Annotated in this window: 24 protein-coding genes; 17 read left to right on the plus strand and 7 right to left on the minus strand. The window is 45.7% G+C overall.

Translation table 11 applies throughout. From position 1 onward, the window contains the following. The first annotated feature begins 4 nt into the window (after positions 1–4). Positions 5–847, plus strand: coding sequence for a YdcF family protein (locus R8269_RS00570; protein ID WP_005374027.1), 843 nt, complete (start codon positions 5–7; stop codon positions 845–847). On the opposite strand, the gene R8269_RS00575 is transcribed toward R8269_RS00570, so the two are convergent. Both R8269_RS00575 and R8269_RS00580 read right to left on the minus strand, forming a co-directional pair. Next, positions 837–1,493 carry a hypothetical protein gene (locus R8269_RS00575; protein ID WP_005374025.1) on the minus strand — a complete coding sequence of 219 codons (657 nt, stop codon included), beginning with the start codon at positions 1,491–1,493 and terminating at the stop codon, positions 837–839. The two genes, R8269_RS00570 and R8269_RS00575, sit on opposite strands and share 11 nt — an antisense overlap. 249 nt (positions 1,494–1,742) lie before the next feature. After that, positions 1,743–2,009 (minus strand): DUF333 domain-containing protein, encoded by a 267-nt coding sequence (locus R8269_RS00580; RefSeq protein ID WP_005374023.1) that lies wholly within the window; start codon positions 2,007–2,009, stop codon positions 1,743–1,745. A gap of 277 nt (positions 2,010–2,286) precedes the next feature. Between R8269_RS00580 and R8269_RS00585 the strand changes: the two genes are divergently transcribed. Then, a complete protein-coding gene (locus tag R8269_RS00585) occupies positions 2,287–2,805 on the plus strand; it encodes an NUDIX hydrolase (protein WP_005374021.1) in 519 nt (172 codons plus the stop codon). Between the two features lie 435 nt (positions 2,806–3,240). Here the strand turns inward: R8269_RS00585 and R8269_RS00590 are convergent, their stop codons facing one another. The 4 genes from R8269_RS00590 to flgA all read right to left on the minus strand — a co-directional run bounded on the left by R8269_RS00590 (position 3,241) and on the right by flgA (position 5,641). After that, positions 3,241–3,987 (minus strand): lytic transglycosylase domain-containing protein, encoded by a 747-nt coding sequence (locus R8269_RS00590; RefSeq protein WP_213965387.1) that lies wholly within the window; start codon positions 3,985–3,987, stop codon positions 3,241–3,243. After that, positions 3,968–4,405 (minus strand): flagellar export chaperone FlgN, encoded by a 438-nt coding sequence (gene flgN / locus R8269_RS00595; RefSeq protein ID WP_213965388.1) that lies wholly within the window; start codon positions 4,403–4,405, stop codon positions 3,968–3,970. The genes R8269_RS00590 and flgN overlap by 20 nt, the downstream gene beginning before the upstream one ends. Before the next feature lie 20 nt (positions 4,406–4,425). Continuing rightward, on the minus strand, positions 4,426–4,707 hold the full coding sequence (gene flgM, locus R8269_RS00600) for a flagellar biosynthesis anti-sigma factor FlgM (RefSeq protein WP_005374016.1): 282 nt from the start codon (positions 4,705–4,707) through the stop codon (positions 4,426–4,428). Between the two features lie 136 nt (positions 4,708–4,843). After that, complete coding sequence (gene flgA, locus R8269_RS00605; protein WP_213965389.1) at positions 4,844–5,641, minus strand: flagellar basal body P-ring formation chaperone FlgA; 798 nt, start codon at positions 5,639–5,641, stop codon at positions 4,844–4,846. A gap of 77 nt (positions 5,642–5,718) precedes the next feature. Between flgA and flgB the strand changes: the two genes are divergently transcribed. Genes flgB through R8269_RS00665 form a run of 12 tightly spaced genes read left to right on the plus strand, consistent with a single transcriptional unit; the run spans position 5,719 to position 15,709 of the window. Further along, positions 5,719–6,081, plus strand: a complete 363-nt coding sequence (gene flgB, locus R8269_RS00610; RefSeq protein WP_005374013.1) for a flagellar basal body rod protein FlgB — start codon at positions 5,719–5,721, stop codon at positions 6,079–6,081. Positions 6,082–6,083: 2 nt separating this feature from the next. Then, positions 6,084–6,518: a flagellar basal body rod protein FlgC gene (flgC, locus tag R8269_RS00615; RefSeq protein ID WP_005374012.1), complete on the plus strand. Its 435-nt coding sequence runs from the start codon at positions 6,084–6,086 to the stop codon at positions 6,516–6,518. Further along, entirely contained in the window at positions 6,518–7,201 is a 684-nt protein-coding gene (gene flgD, locus R8269_RS00620; protein WP_005384410.1) for a flagellar hook assembly protein FlgD, read from the plus strand. The genes flgC and flgD overlap by 1 nt, the downstream gene beginning before the upstream one ends. A 27-nt stretch (positions 7,202–7,228) precedes the next feature. After that, entirely contained in the window at positions 7,229–8,425 is a 1,197-nt protein-coding gene (flgE, locus tag R8269_RS00625) for a flagellar hook protein FlgE (RefSeq protein WP_017635110.1), read from the plus strand. Between the two features lie 12 nt (positions 8,426–8,437). Beyond that, positions 8,438–9,169, plus strand: a complete 732-nt coding sequence (flgF, locus tag R8269_RS00630) for a flagellar basal-body rod protein FlgF (protein WP_005374009.1) — start codon at positions 8,438–8,440, stop codon at positions 9,167–9,169. Between the two features lie 24 nt (positions 9,170–9,193). Next, complete coding sequence (gene flgG, locus R8269_RS00635) at positions 9,194–9,979, plus strand: flagellar basal-body rod protein FlgG (RefSeq protein WP_005374008.1); 786 nt, start codon at positions 9,194–9,196, stop codon at positions 9,977–9,979. Between the two features lie 32 nt (positions 9,980–10,011). Next, positions 10,012–10,683 carry a flagellar basal body L-ring protein FlgH gene (gene flgH, locus R8269_RS00640; protein WP_017635111.1) on the plus strand — a complete coding sequence of 224 codons (672 nt, stop codon included), beginning with the start codon at positions 10,012–10,014 and terminating at the stop codon, positions 10,681–10,683. Next, complete coding sequence (locus R8269_RS00645) at positions 10,668–11,804, plus strand: flagellar basal body P-ring protein FlgI (RefSeq protein WP_086026720.1); 1,137 nt, start codon at positions 10,668–10,670, stop codon at positions 11,802–11,804. Before flgH ends, R8269_RS00645 begins: the two co-directional genes overlap by 16 nt. 10 nt (positions 11,805–11,814) lie before the next feature. Continuing rightward, positions 11,815–12,363: a rod-binding protein gene (locus R8269_RS00650; RefSeq protein ID WP_005384422.1), complete on the plus strand. Its 549-nt coding sequence runs from the start codon at positions 11,815–11,817 to the stop codon at positions 12,361–12,363. After that, positions 12,364–13,737 carry a flagellar hook-associated protein FlgK gene (gene flgK / locus R8269_RS00655; protein WP_151515808.1) on the plus strand — a complete coding sequence of 458 codons (1,374 nt, stop codon included), beginning with the start codon at positions 12,364–12,366 and terminating at the stop codon, positions 13,735–13,737. A 13-nt stretch (positions 13,738–13,750) separates the two neighbouring features. Beyond that, a complete protein-coding gene (gene flgL, locus R8269_RS00660) occupies positions 13,751–14,650 on the plus strand; it encodes a flagellar hook-associated protein FlgL (protein WP_005373998.1) in 900 nt (299 codons plus the stop codon). A gap of 18 nt (positions 14,651–14,668) precedes the next feature. Continuing rightward, entirely contained in the window at positions 14,669–15,709 is a 1,041-nt protein-coding gene (locus R8269_RS00665; RefSeq protein WP_042523339.1) for a flagellin, read from the plus strand. 88 nt (positions 15,710–15,797) lie between these two features. Here the strand turns inward: R8269_RS00665 and R8269_RS00670 are convergent, their stop codons facing one another. Beyond that, complete coding sequence (locus R8269_RS00670; protein WP_373924458.1) at positions 15,798–18,461, minus strand: DUF2339 domain-containing protein; 2,664 nt, start codon at positions 18,459–18,461, stop codon at positions 15,798–15,800. A gap of 440 nt (positions 18,462–18,901) precedes the next feature. Here R8269_RS00670 and R8269_RS00675 point away from each other — a divergent pair, with 440 nt between their 5' ends. The 3 genes from R8269_RS00675 to R8269_RS00685 all read left to right on the plus strand — a co-directional run bounded on the left by R8269_RS00675 (position 18,902) and on the right by R8269_RS00685 (position 22,417). Next, positions 18,902–20,701 (plus strand): cation:proton antiporter, encoded by a 1,800-nt coding sequence (locus R8269_RS00675; RefSeq protein WP_213965391.1) that lies wholly within the window; start codon positions 18,902–18,904, stop codon positions 20,699–20,701. A 238-nt stretch (positions 20,702–20,939) separates the two neighbouring features. Continuing rightward, a complete protein-coding gene (gene fni / locus R8269_RS00680) occupies positions 20,940–21,959 on the plus strand; it encodes a type 2 isopentenyl-diphosphate Delta-isomerase (RefSeq protein ID WP_213965392.1) in 1,020 nt (339 codons plus the stop codon). A 194-nt stretch (positions 21,960–22,153) separates the two neighbouring features. Next, positions 22,154–22,417 carry a DUF3012 domain-containing protein gene (locus tag R8269_RS00685; RefSeq protein ID WP_005373992.1) on the plus strand — a complete coding sequence of 88 codons (264 nt, stop codon included), beginning with the start codon at positions 22,154–22,156 and terminating at the stop codon, positions 22,415–22,417. Positions 22,418–22,514 lie beyond the last annotated feature (97 nt).

Here is a 22,514-nt window from a genome sequence, read left to right on the forward strand (position 1 = left end):
TAAAATGAAGTTAGACAACATCGTCATCGTTTTAGGTAAACGCCTCGTCAATAACAGGTTGACCTCTGAGGGCATAACAAGAGTCGAAGCTTTGTCTTGTAGGACTGCATCACTACCGACAGAGCGAACGGCGATTATTTTTTGTGGCGGAGTAACGCAAGGACAAAGTGTTTCTGAAGCAGAGGCGATGTACGCGTATTTTAGAACCCTAAACGCAGACTCTGTGAATCCGTTCCCTGAACGTCATATACTCTTAGAAACGGAGTCGTTGAACACGTTTCAAAACATGCGTTATGTTTCCCAAGTTTTGTGCAAAAGTGGGTTGTTCGAGTTATGGTCGGGGCATCCGGTTGAGGTTATCTTGCTGTCTAATGACTACCACCTCGAACGAATCATTGATATCCAGAATTTGATGGATGAGCAAGGCTTATTACGAGTACTTAAATCCGATTGCGAATCCATGGGGGTGACTCTCAATATTCCACTGGATATCAGCAAACATATTAGCGTGCCATACCCACATAAAGGGCTTATGGCGGAGACATTCTTGCTACTCGATGAACTCACAACCTACCGAGTTTATTTAGAAGGGGTCAAGCATGGCGTATTTTTCCGAGATTTATCAATTGTCCGAAAAAAGCCACTTATGATCGCAAGAGATGCTATTCACAAATTGCTCTCTTTCCCGCTCGATAAAGAGGCTTTGCAACATATTGGAGAAATGAAAAAGGCCGTCGAAATGACGGCCTTGGATGAATCTATAGGTGCTGCGGAAAAGGCATTAAGTATCTTCCATCCGATACTGACTGCATTGAACCGTCGCTTTGACCCAGAGTCTATTCATTAAGCTCGCGTTTTGTGCGGACGGCGCTTAATGCGATCAAACAGTAGCAAAGCAGTTCTATACCTTCTTCTGAGATATTTTTAACATCACGGATGTAATTTTCGTCCATCACTTGTTGCCAAAAACTACCCATACCATACAAACGAGAGAAGACTAATAATAGCATTACAGCACCAACTAATAGCTTCATATGTGGCACCGTTAAAATGGTCGCCATTTCGTTCATGGTACCTTTACCACCTTGGTAAGCTTTGGCGCAAGCCAGTGCGGTGACAGCAAGTGCTGGGAAAACCCAAGAGCCATGATGAATCATGTCTGTCCAATAGTCCGTTTCGCGAATAATCAGTACTGCAAAAAATCCTGCAATCAAAATAGCCGCATGCTTTAGCTGAGGCTGTTGTTTCGATAAGCTGAAAAACGACCATGATGCAATAGCAAGCATCACAAGCTGGAGCGTTTCTGTAACGGAAAGCTCGCCAAGGCTTGATCCCAACACGACATAATCAAGACGAAGACTAAGGTTAACGAGAATACTTATAGCGACAATCATCAAGGCGTTTAAACTCGATTTATAAATAATGCGCTTTGATTTTTCAGTAACAACGTTGCTTGGGGCTGACTCGGCTTCTTTTACTATTTGTGTTTTCATCTTGCTCACCTGTCCCAGAAAATGTGGAAGAAATGTGAATTAGTGTGATCTGTGTTTGGAATTTTATTGTCCAAGTGGAAAGTTATGTCAGGGGAATGTCAAGAATAGAACACTGTTCGATATAGGGTCGATGTGCGGTAAAGTCAGAGATATGTAAAAACAACGTAAGAACACTTTGATAAATCAAATAAAAAAGGAGCCCAAAGGCTCCTAAGTGATAGAGGGAAGGTGACGTATCGATAAAAATAATTAGTAGTTGTCACCCTCATTTTCTTTGTGATTCTCGCGATAGTATTCCCATTGCTCGACGCGTTCATTGTCCGACAGCACACAGTAAGTGACACGTTCGCCGTTTTCCGACACGGTATCCAGCTCACCACCTTGCTGAACACAGTATACGGCTGCGGGATTTGCAACGGAGGTATACTCAGTTGATCGGGTCGCTCCCTCGTAAGTTGAACAACCAGCCAGTACCAATGTTGCAGCCATAGCCATCATTAAATTTGTCTTTTTCATTCTTTATCTCCGCATGGGGTGGGCGAGTATTGTATTGATTATAGGCAACTTTAAGAGATTATTGTCTTATCGATGTTAAAAGTAAGAGGGACGTATAAGAATTTAGATATTCTCATTTATTGCTGATTAGCACGTCACACTTCTGTTCTAGGCGTATTGTTGTGAAGGTCATATCAATCACTTCCTGACAAGCGCTCGAACGTACCTGGTCTACAACAATGATTTAAAGTGTGAAATTCGGTAATATGCGCACAAAACATTGACCGTGGTATTTTCGATGAGACATTTAAAATCGACCGTTCATCCAGACATAGAGCATTTGGATGACAAAATTGTTTTTCAGCGCAATGCAGCGCGAGCCATTGTACTTGATGGTGAAGATGTGCTGTTGCTCTATACAGAACGTTACCATGACTACACGCTACCAGGCGGTGGTATTGATGATGGTGAAGATGTCATTGCTGGATTAGTCCGTGAATTAGAGGAAGAAACGGGCGCCCAAAATATACATGGTATTAAGCCTTTCGGAATCTTTGAGGAGTTTCGTCCGTGGTACAAGGATGACGCTGACGTGATGCACATGGTGTCGTATTGTTATACATGTAAAATCGAACGTGAGCTAGGCGAAACGGCGTATGAAGATTACGAAGTTAAAAATGGAATGCGCCCAGTATGGATGAACATACACGAAGCAATTGCACACAATGAAAAAACGATGGCAGAAAGCCCGAAAAAAGGCATGAGCATTGAGCGCGAAACGTTTTTACTTCAGTTGATTTCTAAAGAATTACTATAAACAGCTAGTTTGCATCATTACGACTTAGCTTCTGTTGGCGCTATTGTGGGCAAAGATTTTAGAGCAATAAAAAAGTCCGGACTCCCCCCCGGAACCCGGACTTATTCCAGACGCGCAAGCGAAGCGTCATCTTGATATGTTAGATTTGTTTCGAACTATGAAAACAATAGCTGTTTTACATTTAGTGTGTAAATAATTATTAGGTCTGACCATTGGTTTTCATGTTTTTTTGCAAACACAATGTGACGCATATCTACCCAATTGCCAAGCGTAATTGGGGCGCTTTTTAGTAAACCACTACTCTTTCTTATCTTTGAGATACCTTACCTCAACTTTTTTGCACACGTTTGCATAGAGATCACGAGTTTTCAAATTCGCCGAACAGGATCTTGTAATTTTACGTTTCTCTGACATTGGGCTCTGTCGTAGCTTTTATCACAAATTAACTAGCGGAGGCAGTCGGCTAAAGTCGACCAGCGGTTGTGAAATCATAGGAGCGTCTGGAGCAAACAAGAGTAAAGGTTGAAATGATGAGGATTGTAACTGACCGATATCTATCAACTTTTCCAATGCATAGAAGCGGCTGACGTATTGGCGAGTCTCGTTAGGCAGCGTGAGTTGTTGGAAATCTCGACTTCCTGCTCGCTGAATAGCACGTGCAACACGTCCTTCTCCGGCATTGTATGCAGCTAAAGTGAGAGCCATATTTTGATCGAATTTGTTGTATAAAAACGCCAGGTACTTGAGCGCGGCCGTTGTGCTGGCTTCTGTGTCAAAGCGATCGTCTTGTTTTGTATTTATCGTTAATCCGAATCGTTTCGCTGTGGCTGGTATCAGTTGCCAAAGTCCGGCGGCGTTAGCATGAGAAACGGCTTTGGGATTGTAAGAAGACTCTAACATTGGCACTAAGGCTAGGCTATTTGGTAATGAGTGGTTTTGAAGCTGTTTGAAAATGTGGTTAATTACCGGTTTGGATGAATCGAGACGCTTGGCAATTTGTGGCTTGTATGGGGCTAATACTTGATACTGCGTTTGAATATCGGCAGCATTTGGTTTTGCCTGGCATGTGAATGGAAGGTAGGACAGAAAGGCAATAAAAATAAAAAGGCCTACAGTACTCAGCCGAGATGGCGACTGAATCTGTAGGCAAGACGAACATCGTTTAGAACGATTTATCTTCATAAGTGTGTTGCACAGGTTGTTTGAGTTGACTGACCAACTCATGGAACGCCGCAGAGCTGTGGCCATTGCTCTGATTGTATTGTTGGCACTGACTTACCAACGTTTCCAATAGCGCCCATTGTTTTCTAGCTTGCATACCTATTTGGGCAGGCAAAGCATTGAAAATTCGTTTTACGCTGGCGTCATTACACGCTAACCCCAGCGCTCGCATACACTGGCTTCTGTCATTGGCGGAGCGGCTGAGTTTATTGAGTATCGGCATTTGTTTCTGAACATTGTCGTTCAGTGCCTCTCCATCAAACTTTAAGTACAATACCTTTTGCTGCTGAAGCAAAGGAAGCAGTTGTTGATAAAGCTTAATATCCTCAGATATAGAGCGAACAAATTGTTGAATTCGCCGCGATACTGCGCTTGCCATGATGTCTTCCTAGCGTTTTATTACTCGTGACCTGTATGGAACTGCATGATTGCCTTGGATAGCACTTTTGTATCTAGGCTAAGTTCACCACGCGCTAATGCGTTGCGTACTTGTTCTACTTTTTCCATATCAACATCAGGTAGTGATGCCATTTCGGCTTGAGCGCGATCTATCGCTACGGTATTCGCTTGAAATGCAGGCTCGTGTACTTTGCTCTGTTCGACGACGTCGACAGGCTGTTTGCTTGCTTGCTGTAATTTTGTTTGTGGGACATGACCGCCCGCGACTTTGTCGATTTTCATGCTGTGGTCCTCATCATCATGTTCTAAATTAAGTAGGCGGTTAGAATGTGATAAACATTAAATATTTTTTTTGTACTCGAAGTTCAGTGTTACTGACGAGAGCCAAAATTAAAAAATGTTACCCCGAGTCAAAAAATCAAAATTGAGTATGAACCTGGTTTAATCCAGTTACGACTGCTCTTATGACCTTGCCCGAACTTGGGTTTTCCACGTCAATTTGTTGCCCTTTCGCTCCATCTTCTAAGGCGACTCCTTTTGTGCTGGCACTAAATCCATTTTTGCTCGCAATGACTATGACTTCATTGCCTTTCTCGATTAGAGGTGGGGCCGACAAATTGGATGGATTAACCACTTGTCCAGCCCGCAAACGACGAGAGGTTTCTAAGCCTACTGCTTGCTCGGGGCGAGTATAAAAATCGTCTTGGCGAGAGATGGTTCGGGTTTCAAGCTTTATGTGTTTAGCCGTTACGACTTCATTTCGGCCAACCGTGGTTGTCGCGACCAAAACAGGCAGAGTCAGCGAAGACTTTATCGTAACGTTAATTCGCCATGGTGATGCGATATTGTCGCAGCTGACTGAGCGCTTGAGGTTACCGACTGGCAACGTGTTGTTGTCACGACCTGTGATAACTAAAGGCGATTCACATTCTGGCAAGTGATTGGCTGAACCGGGCACCCACATGTCGAAGTCTAGTTTGTACTCCCCCCACTGATTGGAGAGCGCTACGCGATCCACCTCTTGTTCGAAATCCGTTGCTACAACGGATTTTATCTCTTCAACGCTTAGGGTTTTGTCATTGGTGTTGGCGAATGCTTGTTCTGATGTCAAAGCGAGTAACGTCAGCATTATTGTTGAGGAAGTGGACACTTTCCTCTTGTTTTTAATGCTTTCCGAGAACCGGAAGTTTGGCTTCCATCCTTGTTTGTAAATCATTGATATATATAGCTATTTTTTATGGCACGTATCTTGTTTGTATGTTGGCGTATTCGAGCCAACTGTAAGGAAGATGCATGGCGATCACATTTGAAAATGCTTTAGGAGTACATCCAGAGGCACTTAATTTTCGCGTTCAGCGTACCAAAGTCCTCGCCAGTAACCTAGCAAATGTTGACACCCCTGGGTATTTGGCGAAAGACCTAAGTTTCACCACCGTAATGAACCAAGTAACGGCAGGTGGTGTGAACAAACCGGTGCCAAAGTTCCAGGTTCAGGCCCAATACTCGGTGCCTTACCAGAATAGCAAAAATGGCAACACCGTAGAGCTTGGTGTTGAACAAGCAAAATTCACGCAAAACAACATGGACTTTCAAACTAGCCTGACGTTTCTCAACATGAAATTTAATGGCTTAGCGAAAGCGATTGAGGGACGTTAATTATGTCATTCACTGATATTTACTCGATCACTGGTTCCGCGATGACAGCACAAACTGTGCGTCTTAATACGGTAGCCAGTAACTTAGCAAACGCAGATGCAGTATCTGCAAATCCAGAAGATGCTTATAAAGCGCTTAAGCCAGTATTTGCGACTGTGTACCAAAAAACGCAAATGACAACAGAAAATGGAGCTTATCCCAATGCAGAAGTTCGCATTGTTGACGTTGTTAAAAATGCTGGAGATGCAGAGAAGCGTTTTGAGCCGAACAACCCACTGGCTAATGATGAAGGCTATGTGTTTTACCCAGATATTGATGTAGTTGCTGAAATGGCAGACATGATGTCCGCAACACGCAGCTTCGAAACGAATGTTGAAGTATTAGCCAATGTAAAAAGTATGCAGCAAGGTCTGCTTAGATTAGGGCAGGGTAGCTAATGAGTATTGCACAATACACTCCTTTATCGTCTGACGCTCCAGTAAATACAAAAGCAAAAGACAGCAACGGTATCTCACCAAACCCTAAAGACATGAACAGTGCTTCTTCATTGGAGAATGAGTTTATTTCTTTGATGGTGGCTCAAATTCAAAACCAAGACCCACTTAATCCCCTTGATGGTACGGAGTACGTTGGTCAATTGGCTCAGTTCTCGCAGGTACAAAGTACCGAGAATATGTCTAAGACAATGCAACAGAGCATGGTGTTACTGGACAACATGCAAGTGCTCTCAACAGCGGGCCTTGTTGGGCAAACGGTTTACGTCAACGCGGATGAATTTCAGCTTGGTGAAGACGTACAAAACGGAAAAATCGAACTCGCTCATAGCTCAAACCAAGTCACGTTAGTTGTTAAAGATGAATTTGGTCAATCAACTAAAGTGCCACTAGGTGCTCACGGCAAAGGTGACGTCGACTTTTCAATTAATCCTGAAGAACTTGGTCTTAAACCAGGCAAATACTCAGTGGCCGTAGAAGTGCAAGAAGGGCAAGCAAGTCCAAATGTGCTGATGGCAGGCACTGTTGAGCAAGTGCGCATTCCAAATACCGGTGGCGCAGCATTAGTCAATGTCCATGGCGTTGGCAACGTTCCTTTCTATCAAATCACTCAGTTTGGTGCTTAACCAAATACGGAAATCAGAGGTCTATTTATGAGTTTTAACATCGCACTAAGTGGTCTGGACGCGACCAACACAGAGCTAAACACAATCAGCCACAACATTGCCAACGCATCAACGTATGGTTTTAAAGGTGGGCGCACAGAATTCTCCGCTGTATACAACGGCATGCAACCTGGTGGTGTGGAAGTCGCGTCAATTTCACAGAACTTCGACAAAGACGGCAGTATCACAGGAACTGGCCGTGCGATGGACCTAGCTATTAATGGCGGTGGCTTTTTTGTTACTAAAGATAATATGGGTCAAATGTTGTACACACGTTCAGGTGTGTTCTCAACGGATAAGAACAACTTTGTTACGGCTAACAGCGGTGCAAAGCTTCAAGGTTACAGTGTCGATAGCAACAACAACCTAATGACAGGTTCTGTGGGTAATATTCAGGTATCGACTTCCTCACTGAATGCTAAAGCAACAGACAGCTTAGATTTTGTTGCGAACTTCGACGCAAGCGCGTCTGTTATTGATAAAGCCGTAACGCCATTCAATCCAAAAGATCCAAGCTCATTTAACTCGTCTTACACAACAAAAGTCTACGACTCATTGGGTAACTCGCACACGGTAACTCAGTACTTTACTAAGACTGCTTCTAACTCGTGGGAAGTGAACGTTCAAGTAGATGGCGGTACGACGCCAGTAGCAACTGTGCCTGTAACGTTTGGTAAAGATGGCTCGCTTTCAACACCAACTGCGCCGTTTAATGTTTCATTCCCTGCAGCAGGCGCGAACGCGATGAGTGTAGACATTAACCTGAAAGGCAGCACGCAATTTGGTGCAGCTTTTGGCGTAAGTACTAATAGTCCTAACGGTTACACATCAGGTGAACTTGCAGGTGTACGCGTTGAAGGTAACGGCATGGTTTACGCGACTTACACTAACGGCCAATCACAGCTACAAGGTCAGGTTGTTCTTGCTGATTTTGCAAACACACAAGGCTTAGCGAAAGTGAGTGGAACATCATGGACTCAAAGCTTTAGCTCAGGTGCTCCAATTATGGGTGTTCCGGGTTCAGGTACGATGGGTGACCTAACTCCGGGTGCATTAGAAGGTTCTAACGTTGACTTAACCAGCGAGCTTGTTGCTCTAATGACTGCACAACGCAACTACCAAGCAAACGCAAAGACAATTTCTACCAGCGACAAGCTTACTCAAGCTTTGTTTAACGCGGTGTAATGGGAGTTTTGCATGGATAGTTTGTTATTTACGGCAACGTCGGGTGCCAGCCGAGTTCTTAAAGCGCAGCACGTTCGTTCAAACAACTTATCAAATGCTGATACTGCGGGTTTTCGAGCGGATATGGAGCGTGTGCGTAGTGTAGAGATGCAAGGCCCAGGTTTTGATGGTCGCACTATGGTTGTGACCAACTCTGCCTCAACACGTTTCGACGCTGGCGATATTGTGAAAACAGGACGTCCGTTGGACGTTGCGGTTATGGGTGAGGGGTATCTCTCTGTAGAAACCCCAGCGGGTAACGAAGCTTACACCCGTGCAGGCAATATTCAGGTCGATACTTTTGGCGCTCTAACAATCAATGGGTTCCCTGTCCTCGGTGACAATGGTCCTTTGGTTGTGCCGGATTACCAAAAGATTGAAATCAGCGAGCGTGGTCAAGTCTCAGTGATCCCACCAGGTGGCGGCGCAGAAATTGTGGCAGGCACTTTGAAGTTGGTTAAACCGGAAATTAATCAGCTGCAAAAAGAGAGCGATAGCTTGCTGCACAGCGTAGATGGCGTGCCATTCGCGGCAGATGAAACCGTGCAACTCTCTCCTGAGCACATTGAGGGCAGTAACGTATCTGCTATTGATGAATTGGTTAGTGTGATGTCGCTGACGCGCAACTTTGAAATGCAAGTTCGCATGATGAAAACGGCGGAAACTCTAGCAAAAGCTGGTAACAAATTAATGGCGGCGAGCTAAGTCTCGCCCCGCAAGGAGTAAAAAATGCATTCAGCATTATGGGTAAGTAAAACAGGCATGGCAGCGCAAGACACGAAGATGACTGCCATTTCTAACAACCTAGCAAACGTAAACACGGTTGGCTTTAAGCGTGACCGAGTCGTATTTGAAGATCTTTTCTACAGCATTCAGCGTCAACCAGGCGCTCAAGTAGACCAAGTTAACGAATTACCAAGTGGTATTCAGCTAGGTAGCGGTGTTCGCGTTGTTGGCACACAAAAAGTGTTCACGCAAGGTAATACCCAAAATACAACGCAAGAGTTGGATCTTGCTGTAATGGGTCAGGGTTTCTTCCAAATAGAAAACTCGGACGGGCAGATCATGTATACACGTAATGGTCAGTTCCATCGAAACTCAGAAGGCTTAATGGTGAACAGTCAGGGCCTGCCTTTAGAGCCTCAAATCCAGATCCCAGACAATGCGGTCTCTTTCTCTGTGGGTGTTGATGGCACCGTGACTACAACAACAGCAGACGATCCAACACCTCAGCAGCTTGGTCAAATTACACTTGCAAAATTCATCAATCCAGCAGGCTTAGAGGCCATGGGTGGCAACTTATTCCGTGAAACGGAAGCCAGCGGTCCAGCTGATGAGCTGATTGCAGGAGCTGATGGTGCCGGCATTATCAAGCAAGGTGCACTGGAAGGGTCAAACGTACAAGTAGTAGAAGAGATGGTCGACATGATCACCACTCAACGTGCGTATGAGATGAATGCGAAAGTGGTCTCTGCTGCAGATGACATGCTGAAGTTTGTTTCGCAATCAATGTAAGTATGAAATTGGTGATGATGAAGGAAAAAGCAATGAAATGGCTTTCTAAGAGTTGGGCAGTAGCCGCCGTGTTGCTGGTGGGATGTGCTGGCCGTCAGGAATTTATTCCGCCTGAGCCGAATGCTGAGGAATATGCACCACCAACGCTCGATTACACGCTGCCGGAAACCCAATCTGGTAGCCTTTATCGTCACCAATACACGATGACCCTGTTCCAGGATCGTCGTGCTTACCGAGTTGGCGATGTATTAACGGTTCAACTATCAGAAGAAACCTCATCGAGTAAAAATGCGGGTACTAAGTTCGGTAAAAGTTCAGCAATTAACTTTGTGGCGCCGACCATAGGCACGAAAACTATCGATGAGTTAGGGGTTAGCGTGGATGGCAAACGTAACTTCGATGGCAGTGCATCAAGTTCACAAGGCAACAAGCTTCAAGGTGCCATTACGGTAACGGTACACGAAGTATTACCTAATGGCGTATTGCGTATCAGCGGTGAAAAATGGCTTCGTCTGAATCAAGGCGACGAGTTTATTCGTCTAACCGGTATCGTCCGTGTGGATGATATTAACCGCAGTAACCAAGTTTCTTCTCAACGAATTGCTGATGCAAGAATTACCTACGCAGGTCGCGGAGCGCTAGCTGACAGCAACGCAGCCGGGTGGCTAACTCAGTTCTTCAACAGCCCATGGGTACCTTTCTAATGAAGACAATGCAATCTTTCTTTATGTCTCTCCTATTGGTGTTGACCTTGGGACTACCAGGCACTTCACGTGCTGAAGCGGAAATTCCGATCATGGACTTGGTCGATGTTCGCGGCATTCGAGAAAACCAACTGGTTGGTTATGGTTTGGTGGTTGGCTTAGCCGGCCAAGGTGACCGAAACCAAGTGAAATTTACCTCTCAATCTATTACCAACATGCTACGTCAGTTTGGGGTTCAAATTGATGACAGTATGAACCCTAAGCTACGAAATGTGGCTTCTGTGAGTGTGACAGCGTCCGTTGATCCAATGGCAGGCCCAGGACAAACGTTGGATGTGGTTGTGTCTTCAATCGGTGATGCAAAGAGCCTTCGTGGTGGTACGTTATTGCTAACGCCTTTACGTGGTATTGATGGCGAAGTGTACGCGATTGCGCAAGGCAACGTGGTTGTGGGGGGCTTATCTGCAGAGGGGCGAAGTGGCTCCAAAGTAGAAGTAAACACACCAACGGCGGGTCGCGTTCCGAATGGTGCGACTTTAGAGAGAGAAATCAAAACCGATTTCAACCAACGTGATGAAATCACCCTAAACCTGCGCAAGCCTAGCTTCACTACAGCAAAAAATATTGCGCGTGAAATTAACAACACTTTTGGACCTAACGTTGCAGTTGCGATCAATAAAGCGCGCATTGATATGCGTGCACCAAAAGATACACAGCAGCGTGTCGTCATGATGTCGATGCTTGAAGAAATGAGCGTTGTTGAAGGCCGTAAACCTGCTCGTATTGTCTTTAACTCTCGCACTGGCACCGTGGTTATCGGTAAGAGTGTCAAAGTGAGTGAAGCAGCAGTAAGTCACGGTAACTTAACCGTGCGAATTTCTGAATCACAACAAGTTAGTCAGCCTAATGCGTTTGCAAATGGCGATACGAAAGTCGTTAACCAAACGGATCTTGATGTGAATGAAGATCTCGCTCAGATGGTGATATGGCCTCCAGGCACGGAACTTAACACCATAGTTAATGCGGTAAATAGTTTAGGTGCCACGCCTACAGACTTGATGTCTATCCTGCAAGCTTTGAGTGAAGCGGGTGCGTTGAACGCTGAATTGGTCGTGATATAAGGAGTTAAGGATGAAGCTAGACAGTACCAATGAACAAACTCAGTTAAATTCGATGCTTTATCACGACAACAGTGCATTGGCTAACATCAAGCATAGTCGTGATCAAGAAGGCGCACTTGAAGTCGTCGCAGGTCAATTTGAGGCAATGTTCCTACAAATGGTGTTACGCCAAATGCGTAGCAGTAGTGACGCTCTTGCTGATAAAGACAGCCCGTTTGCCAGTCAGCAACAAGGGGTATTCCGTGATATGTATGACGGACAGCTGGCGATGGAACTAGCAAAGAAACAGAGCTCAGGCATTGCCAATATGCTCATCCAGCAGCTGAGCCCGTCTATGCGTGAGGTTGCTTTCGATGCTGCGCGCAACATCTCATCCGCTAACGATGGTAAAGGTTCGAATTCTGAATCTATCTCACAAGTAGATTCTAAAGAGGTGGAGAAGAATTCAAGCCTATTTAATACCGCTTCTCAAGCCGTCGCCTCTGTTAAACAGGTATTCGGTGAGGCCGGTATGACTACCGCGTTTTCTCAGCCGTTGATCAGAAAAATGGAGCTGTAAATGAACCTAGTTAATATTGCCCTTTCAGGTTTAGGCGCGAACCGTGTGGCCCTAGACGTAACCGCGCAAAACGTGGCAAACGTGAATACCGTGGGTTACAGTCGTCAACAAGCGTTGATGGCGTCTGTCGATGATGGTAAAGCCAATCGCTTAAGTCCAGGTTTAGGGGTAGAAGTCACTAGCATTCGCCGCGTTACTGATCAATTTCTGATTAAGCAAACGTGGTCGACTAACAGTATGGCGGCATACGCATCTGGATACACCAGTAACATGAGTCAGCTGGAGAATACGCTTGGTGCCGATGGTTTCAGTATATCGGCTGGCTTGGACTCGCTAAACGCTGCGCTTAACGATGCGACCGTTAAGCCGGAATCCATACCTTACCGCCAGCAGATCATTAACGAATCTGAAGCTTTGGCCCGCCGTTTTAATACGCTTACCGAGTCTTTATACAATCAACATAAAGACATGAGCGACCAACGTAATGCAGCGCTTAACCACGCGAATAGCCTTATGGAAAATATCGCGAAGGTGAACAAGCAACTGGTAGAGATGCAAGGTACAGGTGGTAACCCATCACAGTTAATGGATGAACGAGATAGGTTAATCGGTGAGTTATCTCAAACCATTGAAATCAAAACAACACAGCAGCATGACGGCAGTGTTCAGGTCACACTAACCTCTGGTCAACCGCTTGTGATGGGTACGGACCATGGCAAACTGGAAGCCATTCCTGACCCGAGTGATCCTTACTTGGCGGACTTACACGTCACGTTCTCGAATCAAAGTTTTGCGATTGGTGACTCGCTTGGTGGCAAATTAGGTGCGATTAATGACTATCAAACCGAAGTGTTGAAACCAAACCAATTGGCTCTGAATGACATGGCGAAAGCTCTCGCGGATGAATACAACGCCGTGCTTGCAACTGGCAAAGACTTAAATGGCAACTCAGGTAAACCTCTGTTCAGCTATGACCCAGCAAACCCTGCAGCCAGTTTGGATATTACCAAGCTAACTCCAGATGAGCTTGCGTTCTCAAGTGATGGAACACCTGGTAACGCAGATGCGTTGCAATCATTGATCGAGTTAAGCAACAAGCCAGTGGCGGTATCAGGTTACGGCTCAGTAAGCTTGAACGATGCCTTTAGTTCAATGGTGGGTCAAACCGCAATTAAAGCACGCCAAGCTAACGCTGATTATCAAGCGAAGTTAGCCATGAACAAGCAAGCGCACGCAGCTCGCGATAATGTTAGTTCCGTAAACAGCGATGAAGAAGCGGCTAACCTAATGATGTTTGCTAATGCGCACAATGCCAACATGAAAGTGATCAGCACAGCAAATCAACTGCTCGATTCTATTCTGCAGTTATTCTAAGAGGAAAGTTTAGATGCGAATTAGTGACAATCAATTTAGTCAAATGATGTTGCACAGCTTGCAGAGCAATAGCGCGGGATTAGGCGAAGCTCTGCAACAGATGTCTACTGGCAAGCGCTTGACCAAGCTGTCTGACGATCCAATGGCTTCGATCAAGTTGCTTAACTTAGACCGAGAAACCAGTGCGATTGCTCAGTACAAAAACAACATTGAAAACGTAAAAACGACGCTATCGAGTCAAGAAACCCATTTAGATTCGATCAAAGAAAGCTTAAAAAGCATGCGAGACATCGCGCTTTGGGGTGCGAACGGCTCTCTTACTGACGAAAGTCGTGGCGGTATGATTACAGAGCTTAAGAGTTACCGTGACTCTATTGAGTCGTCTTTTAACGCGCAGGATGAAGAAGGGCACTACCTTTTCTCTGGTACTAAAACGGATACTGCGGCTGTAAGTAAAGCGAGCGGCAGCTACGTAATTGAAGGTAATAGTGACAAGCGCGTAGTAACAATTGCTAAAGGTGTCACGATGGATTCCAATATGACTGCAAAAGAAATATTGGACCTTGGGGGAGGCCATAACGTGCTTAACCAAATTGATGCGCTGATCAAAGAGTTTGAGAGCCCTACCGCCAACTTCAGAGCTGAAGTTGAGGCGAGTATCAGCGCTATCGACGATACTTTTTCAAACGTACTAGGGACCATGACTGAGATTGGTGGTCGACACAACAACTTAGATCTTGTTGGTGGCGCGCACAGTGAAAACAAGCTGTTCGTTGACAAAGTATCTGGAGACCTCTCTGCTCTGGACTATGGTGAAGCGTCGGTACGATTGAGTAATTACATGGCCGCTTTGCAAGCAACGCAAGCAAGCTATGTGAAGATCGATGGTTTGTCGCTGTTTGACCGTTTATAAGGTTAGGAAGTTCTTTTTATGGTAATGAGTACAGTAGAGGTTAGACCCCATAGCATACGCTTAGGTGGACAAGAACAAGCCTCTATCATGCCGACCCGTTCTGCAGACTCAAGTACGGCAATTAAACCGCGCCCGGCGCAAATTCAGGCTGACACTGCGTCAGCCTACTCTGTATCTGGTATTCAGCTTACGCAGGGTCAGCAGCAAGCCACGGCGGTTCAGATCGCGTCCAAATCGCTGCAGGTGATTGGCAAAGAGCTCACGCAAATTAAACGTGGTTTGACGCAAGCTGTGAATCAAGGCGTACAAAATGTTCCTAGTTTGCAGGATACATTGGTTCGCTCTAAAGCCACCATCCAAAAAGTCGTTGAGCAAGCACGTTTCGATGGCCAGAAAGTCCTAAATAACGAACTGCACTTAAAACTGGATAAAGCGGACATTCGTCGCTTTTCTATTCCAGGTTTGAATGTTCATCGCTTAAGCGACAAGGCCGAGCAAATCCGTTTGGATTTTCCTCAAGGTCAAGCGGTGATGATTCAGTTTGATGGACAATCAGACGGTGAGCGAACGGTCAAAATGCTGGATCGCAGCTTGATTGCGTTAGGAATGCGAGCCTCATTAGCCGATGATGGCAGCATTTTATTTGAAGCCAGAGACAACGCTTATCAACAAATGCAGCAAAAGGTGATGGTAACGGGGGAAGGGCACCGATTCCCTGCGGGGCAGCCTAACGTTTTGAACTTAAAGTCTGAGCCAGATGGTATTGCGGAGCTCGGGTTTGATTTAGGCTCACGCGACGGCATCAAGCAGACGATTGCCAAAGTAAATCAGCATCTGAAACAAGTTCAAACGAGCTTGCAGGAGGCGAAAGCTTTTCATGGTGAACTGAATACTCAAATGCGTTCTATCCAAACCAAAACCGCACAGCTTTCAGTCAATGAGGTGAATGCAAAACTGGATGGATTCATGCAAAAGTCTGGCGAGTTTACTTCGACTTTTCAGGCATTGAATGCGCAAGCAAACGTGCGTCGTCATACCGTGGTCGCTTTACTGAAGTAACGAACACTCCAATGATTCCCGGCTTTACACTGTTATCGTCCCCCAATAACGAAAACAGCGCACTGTCGGGAATCTCTCTTTGACTCGTCTAGGGCTCGAGTGCTTTTGCCACCGAACGATTCAATTTCTGGAATAGCCATCCAAGTGCTATCAAAGATGCACCTAAGCCTAAGAAGCTTATTGCTCGCCAGAACCCATCCAGAGAGCTCACATCCCATAAGAATACTTTCAGTGCGACACCGGCAAGGACCACTAGACCGACACGCTGCATCATCAGCCCCTGTTGGGTCACGCCGCGCCAAGTCAGCAATCCACCTACGAGCAAGCCAGCCACTGAATAACTGAACAACTCTGCCATGCTGGTTGGCTGATACAGCATCATCGATGTGGTTTGCCAGAATTGACGGATAGACATCCCCAACCAAATGGCTGCAAGTAAAAAGCCTAGACTAGCAATCGCAAATCGATGAACTTGCAACGTATTCCAGCGCTTAAACGTTGCGATAAGCAGGATGCAAGCTGGTAACAGCCAGCCGATACTCAGCATGTTAAAGATGGGAAGTGCTTGTGCCGAGACGTTATCAGTCACCAACGGCGATTCTGCCGTATTAAGCAAAATAATCAATATAGCGAACGCGCACCAAAGCAAGTAACTATAGATTTCGTAGATACGGCTTAAGCGTTGCGCAAATTGGCTGCGGTAGCTGTATACCAAACCCATAACTAATGCTTGATTGGCAAAGACTGCCGCACTTGTGAAGTCGATGTGCCCCAAGTAACCATATTGCCCCGTTAACCAGTAGTTAGTTTGGGTGAACAATGCCATTAAGAATACATGTAAAAACGCCCCTTCAAACCAGTTGGTCAGTTCTCGGTCCACTTGTTTTAGTGTTGAACGAGCATAAGACAAGATGAAGAGAGAAGGCAGATAACTCACAAGAACCCAAGCCCAATGCCCAGCTTCTACCGGTTGCCATTCGGGGATGAAAGGTAGCAGCGTGAGTCGGATAACCAGTATTCCCATTGCCACTTTAATCGCCCAACTCGCAGGTCGAAATAACCCGACTTGAGCCTGTAAGGCCATTATCGCAACTTGTATTGAGATTGCTGTTGTTAACCAAGTATCGCTCAACCAAACAAAAGCAATACCTATGATTAAAGCATGCATAACGGCAGAGCATTCTAATGCCAACGAACGTGCACGCTGACCAAGCACAACGTAGTAAGTGGCCATCAATGCGCAGAATGCAGTCCAATACCACAGGTAGCCCTGCATAAATTCGTCAATATAAAACAACGTAATTAAGCTCATCGCGGGAGCCAGTACCAGCAGAAGCAGCCCACTGAGTTGCGAACGGTCACTAAGTGATTGGCAATATGTTCGATAGCCGATCAGTGCAATACTCACCGCCAATGCGAATAGAATGCTAGCTTCTCGCTCTAACATATACAGCGCATCAAAAGCGATGGTAAGAACAATCAGCGCGGTTGCTGAGACGAGAATAGATGGCAAAAATACACGTAATGACCAGCCTGTACGAAGTGCTGGTAGCCAGATGATCGCAACAAGCAGCGTATAACAGTACGCCATTTGTAGAGTGTTCAGCTCCGGCATTCTGGTGACGGCAGAAAAGGTCAATAAAGCAGTTGCGAGAGCGGTAGCGGTCGGCGAGTTTGTCCACTTGCTTTGATAGTGACGAAAGCGAGGATTGAGCATCCAACCCATTCTCGGAACCGCGAAAATGAGATACAAAGTGATGGAGAGATAAATCGCGAGCCACGAGAACAACCGTTCTGTTGGTACACTCTCAATCAACAGCAACATCCAAATGACATGTGGAATCGCGATACTTGGCGTAATCCATGCCCTACGCACTTTTTGCATCAATAAGGTCGCCGCGAACGAAATCGCGCAGATGTATCCGGCTAACAAAAAGTAGTTGGGTTCACTACCTCCAATCCACAGTGGTGCTGTGTAGCCACCAATTAAGCCAAGCACGGCCATTAACGGCCCTTGTCGCAATGATAATGCTAAACTGAAAAATGCCGCTGAAGCCAAAATGATCAACGAGATACTTGGCGTTAGCATTTGATAAACCACAAAGGCAAAAATGACGGTGCAGTAAATGCCCGTTAATCCCGTACCGGTAACGGCAGCAGGAACATACGTAAAGCCTTGGGCTCGTGCTGCCCGCTGCGGATTCTGTTGTTCTTTACGGTGAAACCACTCGCCAACAAGCACCATAAGTAATGAGATCACAAAGGCAAAGGACACTCGCATAAATGGCGAAAACTGGATGTGACTACCAATCACCTGTACGAGATAACCTCCACCGATCAGCATGGCCAATGCGCCTACCCAAACCAACCAATTTTCTTGGATGTTGCTAAGCAGGCTCTGAACTTTACTCTGAAGGAATGACTCATTTTCTTGACTAAAAACATCCAGTTGCACTTCTCTTGTCTGGGCGTACCCTTGATTCGCAGCGCTCTGGTCCAAGTCTAGGTTGGCAGCGGGATCATGTTCCCCAGAGGATGAGACATTTTTCTGTTGTGATTCTATGTGAGGTGACGTCGCTACAGATGGTGTGTCTTTTTCGATGCTGGATTGTTGGTGCGCTTGTTGGTTTGAGCCCCCATGGACACTGGCTCGTAGTGATGTGACTTCCTCACGAAGTTTGGTTAGTTCTTTTTCTAAAAGTGCAGCTCGGTTGGCGGCTTTCACTCCGATGAGGATGGCGAGACACGCCATGAACAGTGCTAGTATTACGTACAATCCATTTCTCCTTGCGTACGTCGCGTGAACCACGATTCTTAACTTTGAGCACTTACGCTAAAGCTTAGTTCATGCTCTATGCCTTAGCCTCATATAGTGCTAGGTTCCGCGCTTTCTTTAGAAATCATTCTACATAATGAAACTCAATGCGTAATGATGAATTCGACAAAGTCGCACACTTGTGTGCCACTTTAAGACCTGATGAACAAAAATGAGTCGTTAAGTCATTGGGGGTCAACTATATTCATAATTCTGATGCGATCGCCAAATGACTTCAAACATGTGCGTTTCGTAGCGATGTCATCGAAGGTCAGTCGTTTGATTTGCACGTTCGGTTGTTTCTATTTGACCGTAAGGCTGAATGTATTCGGGTATAGCGCATTCACGCGAAAAAAGACAAAAACAGGTAATTATTGATGCAAGTGGGTAATGAAGCGCTGGTGCTGTCAGCGGTTGGGGTTATTGGTTTAGGTTGCCAATGGTTAGCTTGGCGATTGCGTTTGCCAGCGATTTTATTTTTGTTGTTGGCAGGGCTGGTCGTCGGGCCATTTATGCAGTGGTTAAATCCTGATGAGATATTAGGTAATTTGCTCTTTCCGTTGGTTTCTTTAGCGGTGGCAGTGATTTTATTTGAAGGCAGTTTGACCTTAAATTTTAAAGAAATTCGTGGCGTGAGTGGTTCGGTATGGAGCATTGTTTCCATCGGGGCGATCATTTCGTGGGCAGCGACCAGTATCGCAACACACTATTTCCTCGGCTTTACTTGGGAGCTTGCCATGTTGTTCGGCAGCTTAACCGTAGTAACAGGGCCGACGGTCATCGTGCCACTTCTACGAACCGTAAGACCTAACAGTACGCTTGCTAACATTTTGCGATGGGAAGGGATTTTGATTGACCCGCTCGGTGCGCTTTTTGTTGTGATGGTTTACGAGTTTATCGTATCTCACAGTGCGATAAATAGCGTCGAAGTGTTTGGGACGATCATTGCTGTCGGTGTCATGCTAGGTGCGGCCTCAGGCTATGCAGTTGCGACGATCATGCGTCGTTCTTGGCTACCGGAATATTTGCAGCCATTTGCGGTTTTGATGGTGGTTCTAGGTGTATTTTCGGTCTCTAACCACATTGAGTCTGAAGCTGGGTTACTAACCGTCACCGTAATGGGTATGTGGCTCGCAAACGCTAAAAACATCAATATTCAGCAAATTCTGCATTTTAAAGAGCATTTAACCATTTTACTGATCACCGGATTGTTCATCTTCCTTGCGGCTCGAATCAGTCTGGATGATTTTGCTGCGCTAGGTAGCGGTGCGTTATTGTTGTTTGTATTTATGCAGTTAGTGTCGCGTCCGTTATCGATTTTTCTTTCAACCTTCCGCAGCAACTTGCGTCTCAAAGATAAGCTGTTTTTGTCTTGGGTTGCACCGCGCGGTATTGTTGCTGCTTCGATTTCGTCTCTTTTCGCGATCAAATTGACTGAATACGGCATTGATGAAGCGATTTTACTGGTCCCTATGACCTTCATGGTGATTATAGGAACGGTCGTGTTACAAAGTGCGACGGCACGTCCTGTAGCGCTGACGTTGGGCGTCGCAGAGCCAGCACCACGCGGCTTCTTGTTGATTGGTGCTAACCGAGTAGCAAGAGAAATAGGGCAGGCGTTGTCGCGTTATGACCGTCGCGTATTAATGACTGACTCAAACTGGGAGTACATCAGTCAGGTTCGTATGTTGGGACTGGATTACTATTACGGCAACCCTATTTCTAGTCACGCGGACGACAACTTGAACTTGATAGGAATAGGTCAAGTGGTTGCATTAACGCCCGATCAGCATTTCAACATTATGGCTTGCATGCAATTCGTCGACGAGTTCGGGGAAGATAAAGTTCACTGCTTACAAAAAGTGAAAACCAACAGCAATGGCAGCGAGAAGCACTCCGTGGCTCAGGAGTACCATGGTAAATTGCTGATGGGCGGCAATGTAAGCTATACCCAGCTAGCCAGTATGTTAAGTCGTGGTGCAGAGGTTAAACACACGAAATTGAGCGATAACTTCACGTATCAAGATTATTTAGCGCATCACAAAGGTAGTTCAGTTGTACCGCTGTTCCATGTAGAAGAAAAAGGAAAAATTCAATTCTGTGATGATCCCGAACAGTTTGAACCAACGACGACAAGCACTGTTGTGTCGCTAATTCTGTCGGACAGCGTAAAGTAAACTACAGAGCAATGTGATCCATTTGCATCATGGGTATCGTACGCTGATTATCTCAATTTGAAGAGAAACTTGCCGGCTTGTTTAAAACGGAAAGCGAGTTTCTTTTCTTATAATGTCAGGGGCAGTCGAGATTCATTACTCGTTTCGGAAAAGTAATCCGGCAAATTCACAAAATTCGCATTGACGTTACTGATAAGGATCGCAATACTGCGCGACTGTTTTACTTTAGGGTGACATTATGGCTCCGCAAACTAACCGAAAAGATTTACACCTAGATGCTGTTTTACATCATGATATGAGCATGAAGCATAAAACGGCGGGTTTTGAGTCTGTCGAGTTTGAACACTGTGCGCTGCCAGAATGTGACTTTCACGCGATCGATTTATCGACAGAGTTTCTTGGTCATCAATTAGCGCTACCGTTTTTGATTAGCTCGATGACTGGCGGAGCAAAAGACGCAGAAACGATCAATTGTCGTCTAGCTGAAGCAGCAAGTGAATTAGGTATTGCCATGGGTGTGGGCTCGCAACGGATTAGCTTAGAAGAAAGTCAGCATTCGGGCTTGGGTAAAACCATTCGTGAGTTGGCGAAAGAAGTACCGTTGTATTCCAATCTTGGAGCCGCTCAATTGCTCGATAAAGGTAAACTCGATAATGCGCAACGTGCGGTTGAGGCGATTCAAGCCGATGCCTTGTTTGTGCACGTTAATCCAATGCAGGAAGCGTTTCAGAAAAATGGCGACCACAATTGGGTTGGTGTTTTCCAGGCAATTGAGACGCTTAAATCTCGCGTGAAGGTTCCTATCATTATCAAAGAAGTCGGTTTTGGTATTAGCGGACACGTTGCGCAGCGATTAATTGATGCTGGTGTGGATGCAATTGACGTTGCGGGCGCGGGTGGCACAAGCTGGAGTGCGGTTGAAGGGTATTGCCAAGATAATCCGAAAATGCAGCGTGCAGCCGAGCTTTTCCGCGATTGGGGTGTCCCTACAGCAACATGTTTGGCTCAAATCCGCGCACTGCATCCTACATTACCCTTGATCGCCTCGGGAGGTGTTCATAACGGACTTGAAGCGGCGAAAGCCATTCATTTGGGTGCTAATCTCATTGGGCAAGCTGGTGCGGTATTAAAAGCTGCGACGATCAGCACGCAGTCTGTCGTCGATCACTTTGAACAAATGGCATTAGAGCTGCGTTTAGCGTGCTTTGGTACTGGCTCTTTTAAGGTTGGTGAGCTAACAAAAGCGCGCTGCCTATAGCTTTTAGAATGGCGCGCTTTACACAGAGTCGCTCAATAATTTTTCGGTGTCTTAACACGTAGACTGATAATTTCGTTATAGTTGATACAAAAGTCACTTCAGCTAGTGACGCCTTTATTCAGACACTTGAATGGGCATGTGTTGAAGAGATTGAGTTTAATTTTACTATTGTTTGCAACTGGAACCTTAAATTTATGAAAAAACTAGTCATGCTGATGTTGGCGGCTTCTGCTTTGACCGCTTGTAGTGATGAAGTGGGCACTGAAGGCTGGTGTAACGACATGCGCGATAAGCCAAAAACAGAATGGACAGCAGACAACGCGGTAGACTTTGCAAAGCATTGTGTTCTGCAAGATGGTGTCGGCAGCGAGCAATGGTGTGAAAACCTGAAAGATAAGCCGAAAGGTGACTGGACTGCAAACGAAGCGACCAGCTTTACTAAACACTGCATTTTTTAAGCACAGCGGAAAGCGCCTTTTCTGAGGCGACATTCTGTGAGGTAAACACCAAGCGTTATTGCTTGGTGTTTTTGTATCTAAAATAGCTCGATTTTTC

The organism is Vibrio sp. Vb0667 (genome assembly GCF_033391095.1).

What these genes read in the sequence shown, in the direction of transcription:
- flgF (WP_005374009.1), top strand. Translation starts at nt 8,438, where the DNA reads ATGGATAGTTTGTTATTTACGGCAACGTCGGGTGCCAGCCGAGTTCTT.
- R8269_RS00675 (WP_213965391.1), top strand. Translation starts at nt 18,902, where the DNA reads ATGCAAGTGGGTAATGAAGCGCTGGTGCTGTCAGCGGTTGGGGTTATT.
- R8269_RS00645 (WP_086026720.1), top strand. Translation starts at nt 10,668, where the DNA reads ATGGGTACCTTTCTAATGAAGACAATGCAATCTTTCTTTATGTCTCTC.
- R8269_RS00665 (WP_042523339.1), top strand. Translation starts at nt 14,669, where the DNA reads ATGGTAATGAGTACAGTAGAGGTTAGACCCCATAGCATACGCTTAGGT.
- R8269_RS00575 (WP_005374025.1), bottom strand. Translation starts at nt 1,493, where the DNA reads ATGAAAACACAAATAGTAAAAGAAGCCGAGTCAGCCCCAAGCAACGTT.
- R8269_RS00580 (WP_005374023.1), bottom strand. Translation starts at nt 2,009, where the DNA reads ATGAAAAAGACAAATTTAATGATGGCTATGGCTGCAACATTGGTACTG.
- flgH (WP_017635111.1), top strand. Translation starts at nt 10,012, where the DNA reads ATGAAATGGCTTTCTAAGAGTTGGGCAGTAGCCGCCGTGTTGCTGGTG.
- R8269_RS00590 (WP_213965387.1), bottom strand. Translation starts at nt 3,987, where the DNA reads ATGAAGATAAATCGTTCTAAACGATGTTCGTCTTGCCTACAGATTCAG.
- flgD (WP_005384410.1), top strand. Translation starts at nt 6,518, where the DNA reads ATGAGTATTGCACAATACACTCCTTTATCGTCTGACGCTCCAGTAAAT.
- flgE (WP_017635110.1), top strand. Translation starts at nt 7,229, where the DNA reads ATGAGTTTTAACATCGCACTAAGTGGTCTGGACGCGACCAACACAGAG.
- R8269_RS00685 (WP_005373992.1), top strand. Translation starts at nt 22,154, where the DNA reads ATGAAAAAACTAGTCATGCTGATGTTGGCGGCTTCTGCTTTGACCGCT.
- flgM (WP_005374016.1), bottom strand. Translation starts at nt 4,707, where the DNA reads ATGAAAATCGACAAAGTCGCGGGCGGTCATGTCCCACAAACAAAATTA.
- R8269_RS00585 (WP_005374021.1), top strand. Translation starts at nt 2,287, where the DNA reads ATGAGACATTTAAAATCGACCGTTCATCCAGACATAGAGCATTTGGAT.
- R8269_RS00570 (WP_005374027.1), top strand. Translation starts at nt 5, where the DNA reads ATGAAGTTAGACAACATCGTCATCGTTTTAGGTAAACGCCTCGTCAAT.
- flgB (WP_005374013.1), top strand. Translation starts at nt 5,719, where the DNA reads ATGGCGATCACATTTGAAAATGCTTTAGGAGTACATCCAGAGGCACTT.
- flgN (WP_213965388.1), bottom strand. Translation starts at nt 4,405, where the DNA reads ATGGCAAGCGCAGTATCGCGGCGAATTCAACAATTTGTTCGCTCTATA.
- flgL (WP_005373998.1), top strand. Translation starts at nt 13,751, where the DNA reads ATGCGAATTAGTGACAATCAATTTAGTCAAATGATGTTGCACAGCTTG.
- R8269_RS00650 (WP_005384422.1), top strand. Translation starts at nt 11,815, where the DNA reads ATGAAGCTAGACAGTACCAATGAACAAACTCAGTTAAATTCGATGCTT.
- fni (WP_213965392.1), top strand. Translation starts at nt 20,940, where the DNA reads ATGGCTCCGCAAACTAACCGAAAAGATTTACACCTAGATGCTGTTTTA.
- flgG (WP_005374008.1), top strand. Translation starts at nt 9,194, where the DNA reads ATGCATTCAGCATTATGGGTAAGTAAAACAGGCATGGCAGCGCAAGAC.
- R8269_RS00670 (WP_373924458.1), bottom strand. Translation starts at nt 18,461, where the DNA reads ATGGCGTGTCTCGCCATCCTCATCGGAGTGAAAGCCGCCAACCGAGCT.
- flgA (WP_213965389.1), bottom strand. Translation starts at nt 5,641, where the DNA reads ATGATTTACAAACAAGGATGGAAGCCAAACTTCCGGTTCTCGGAAAGC.
- flgK (WP_151515808.1), top strand. Translation starts at nt 12,364, where the DNA reads ATGAACCTAGTTAATATTGCCCTTTCAGGTTTAGGCGCGAACCGTGTG.
- flgC (WP_005374012.1), top strand. Translation starts at nt 6,084, where the DNA reads ATGTCATTCACTGATATTTACTCGATCACTGGTTCCGCGATGACAGCA.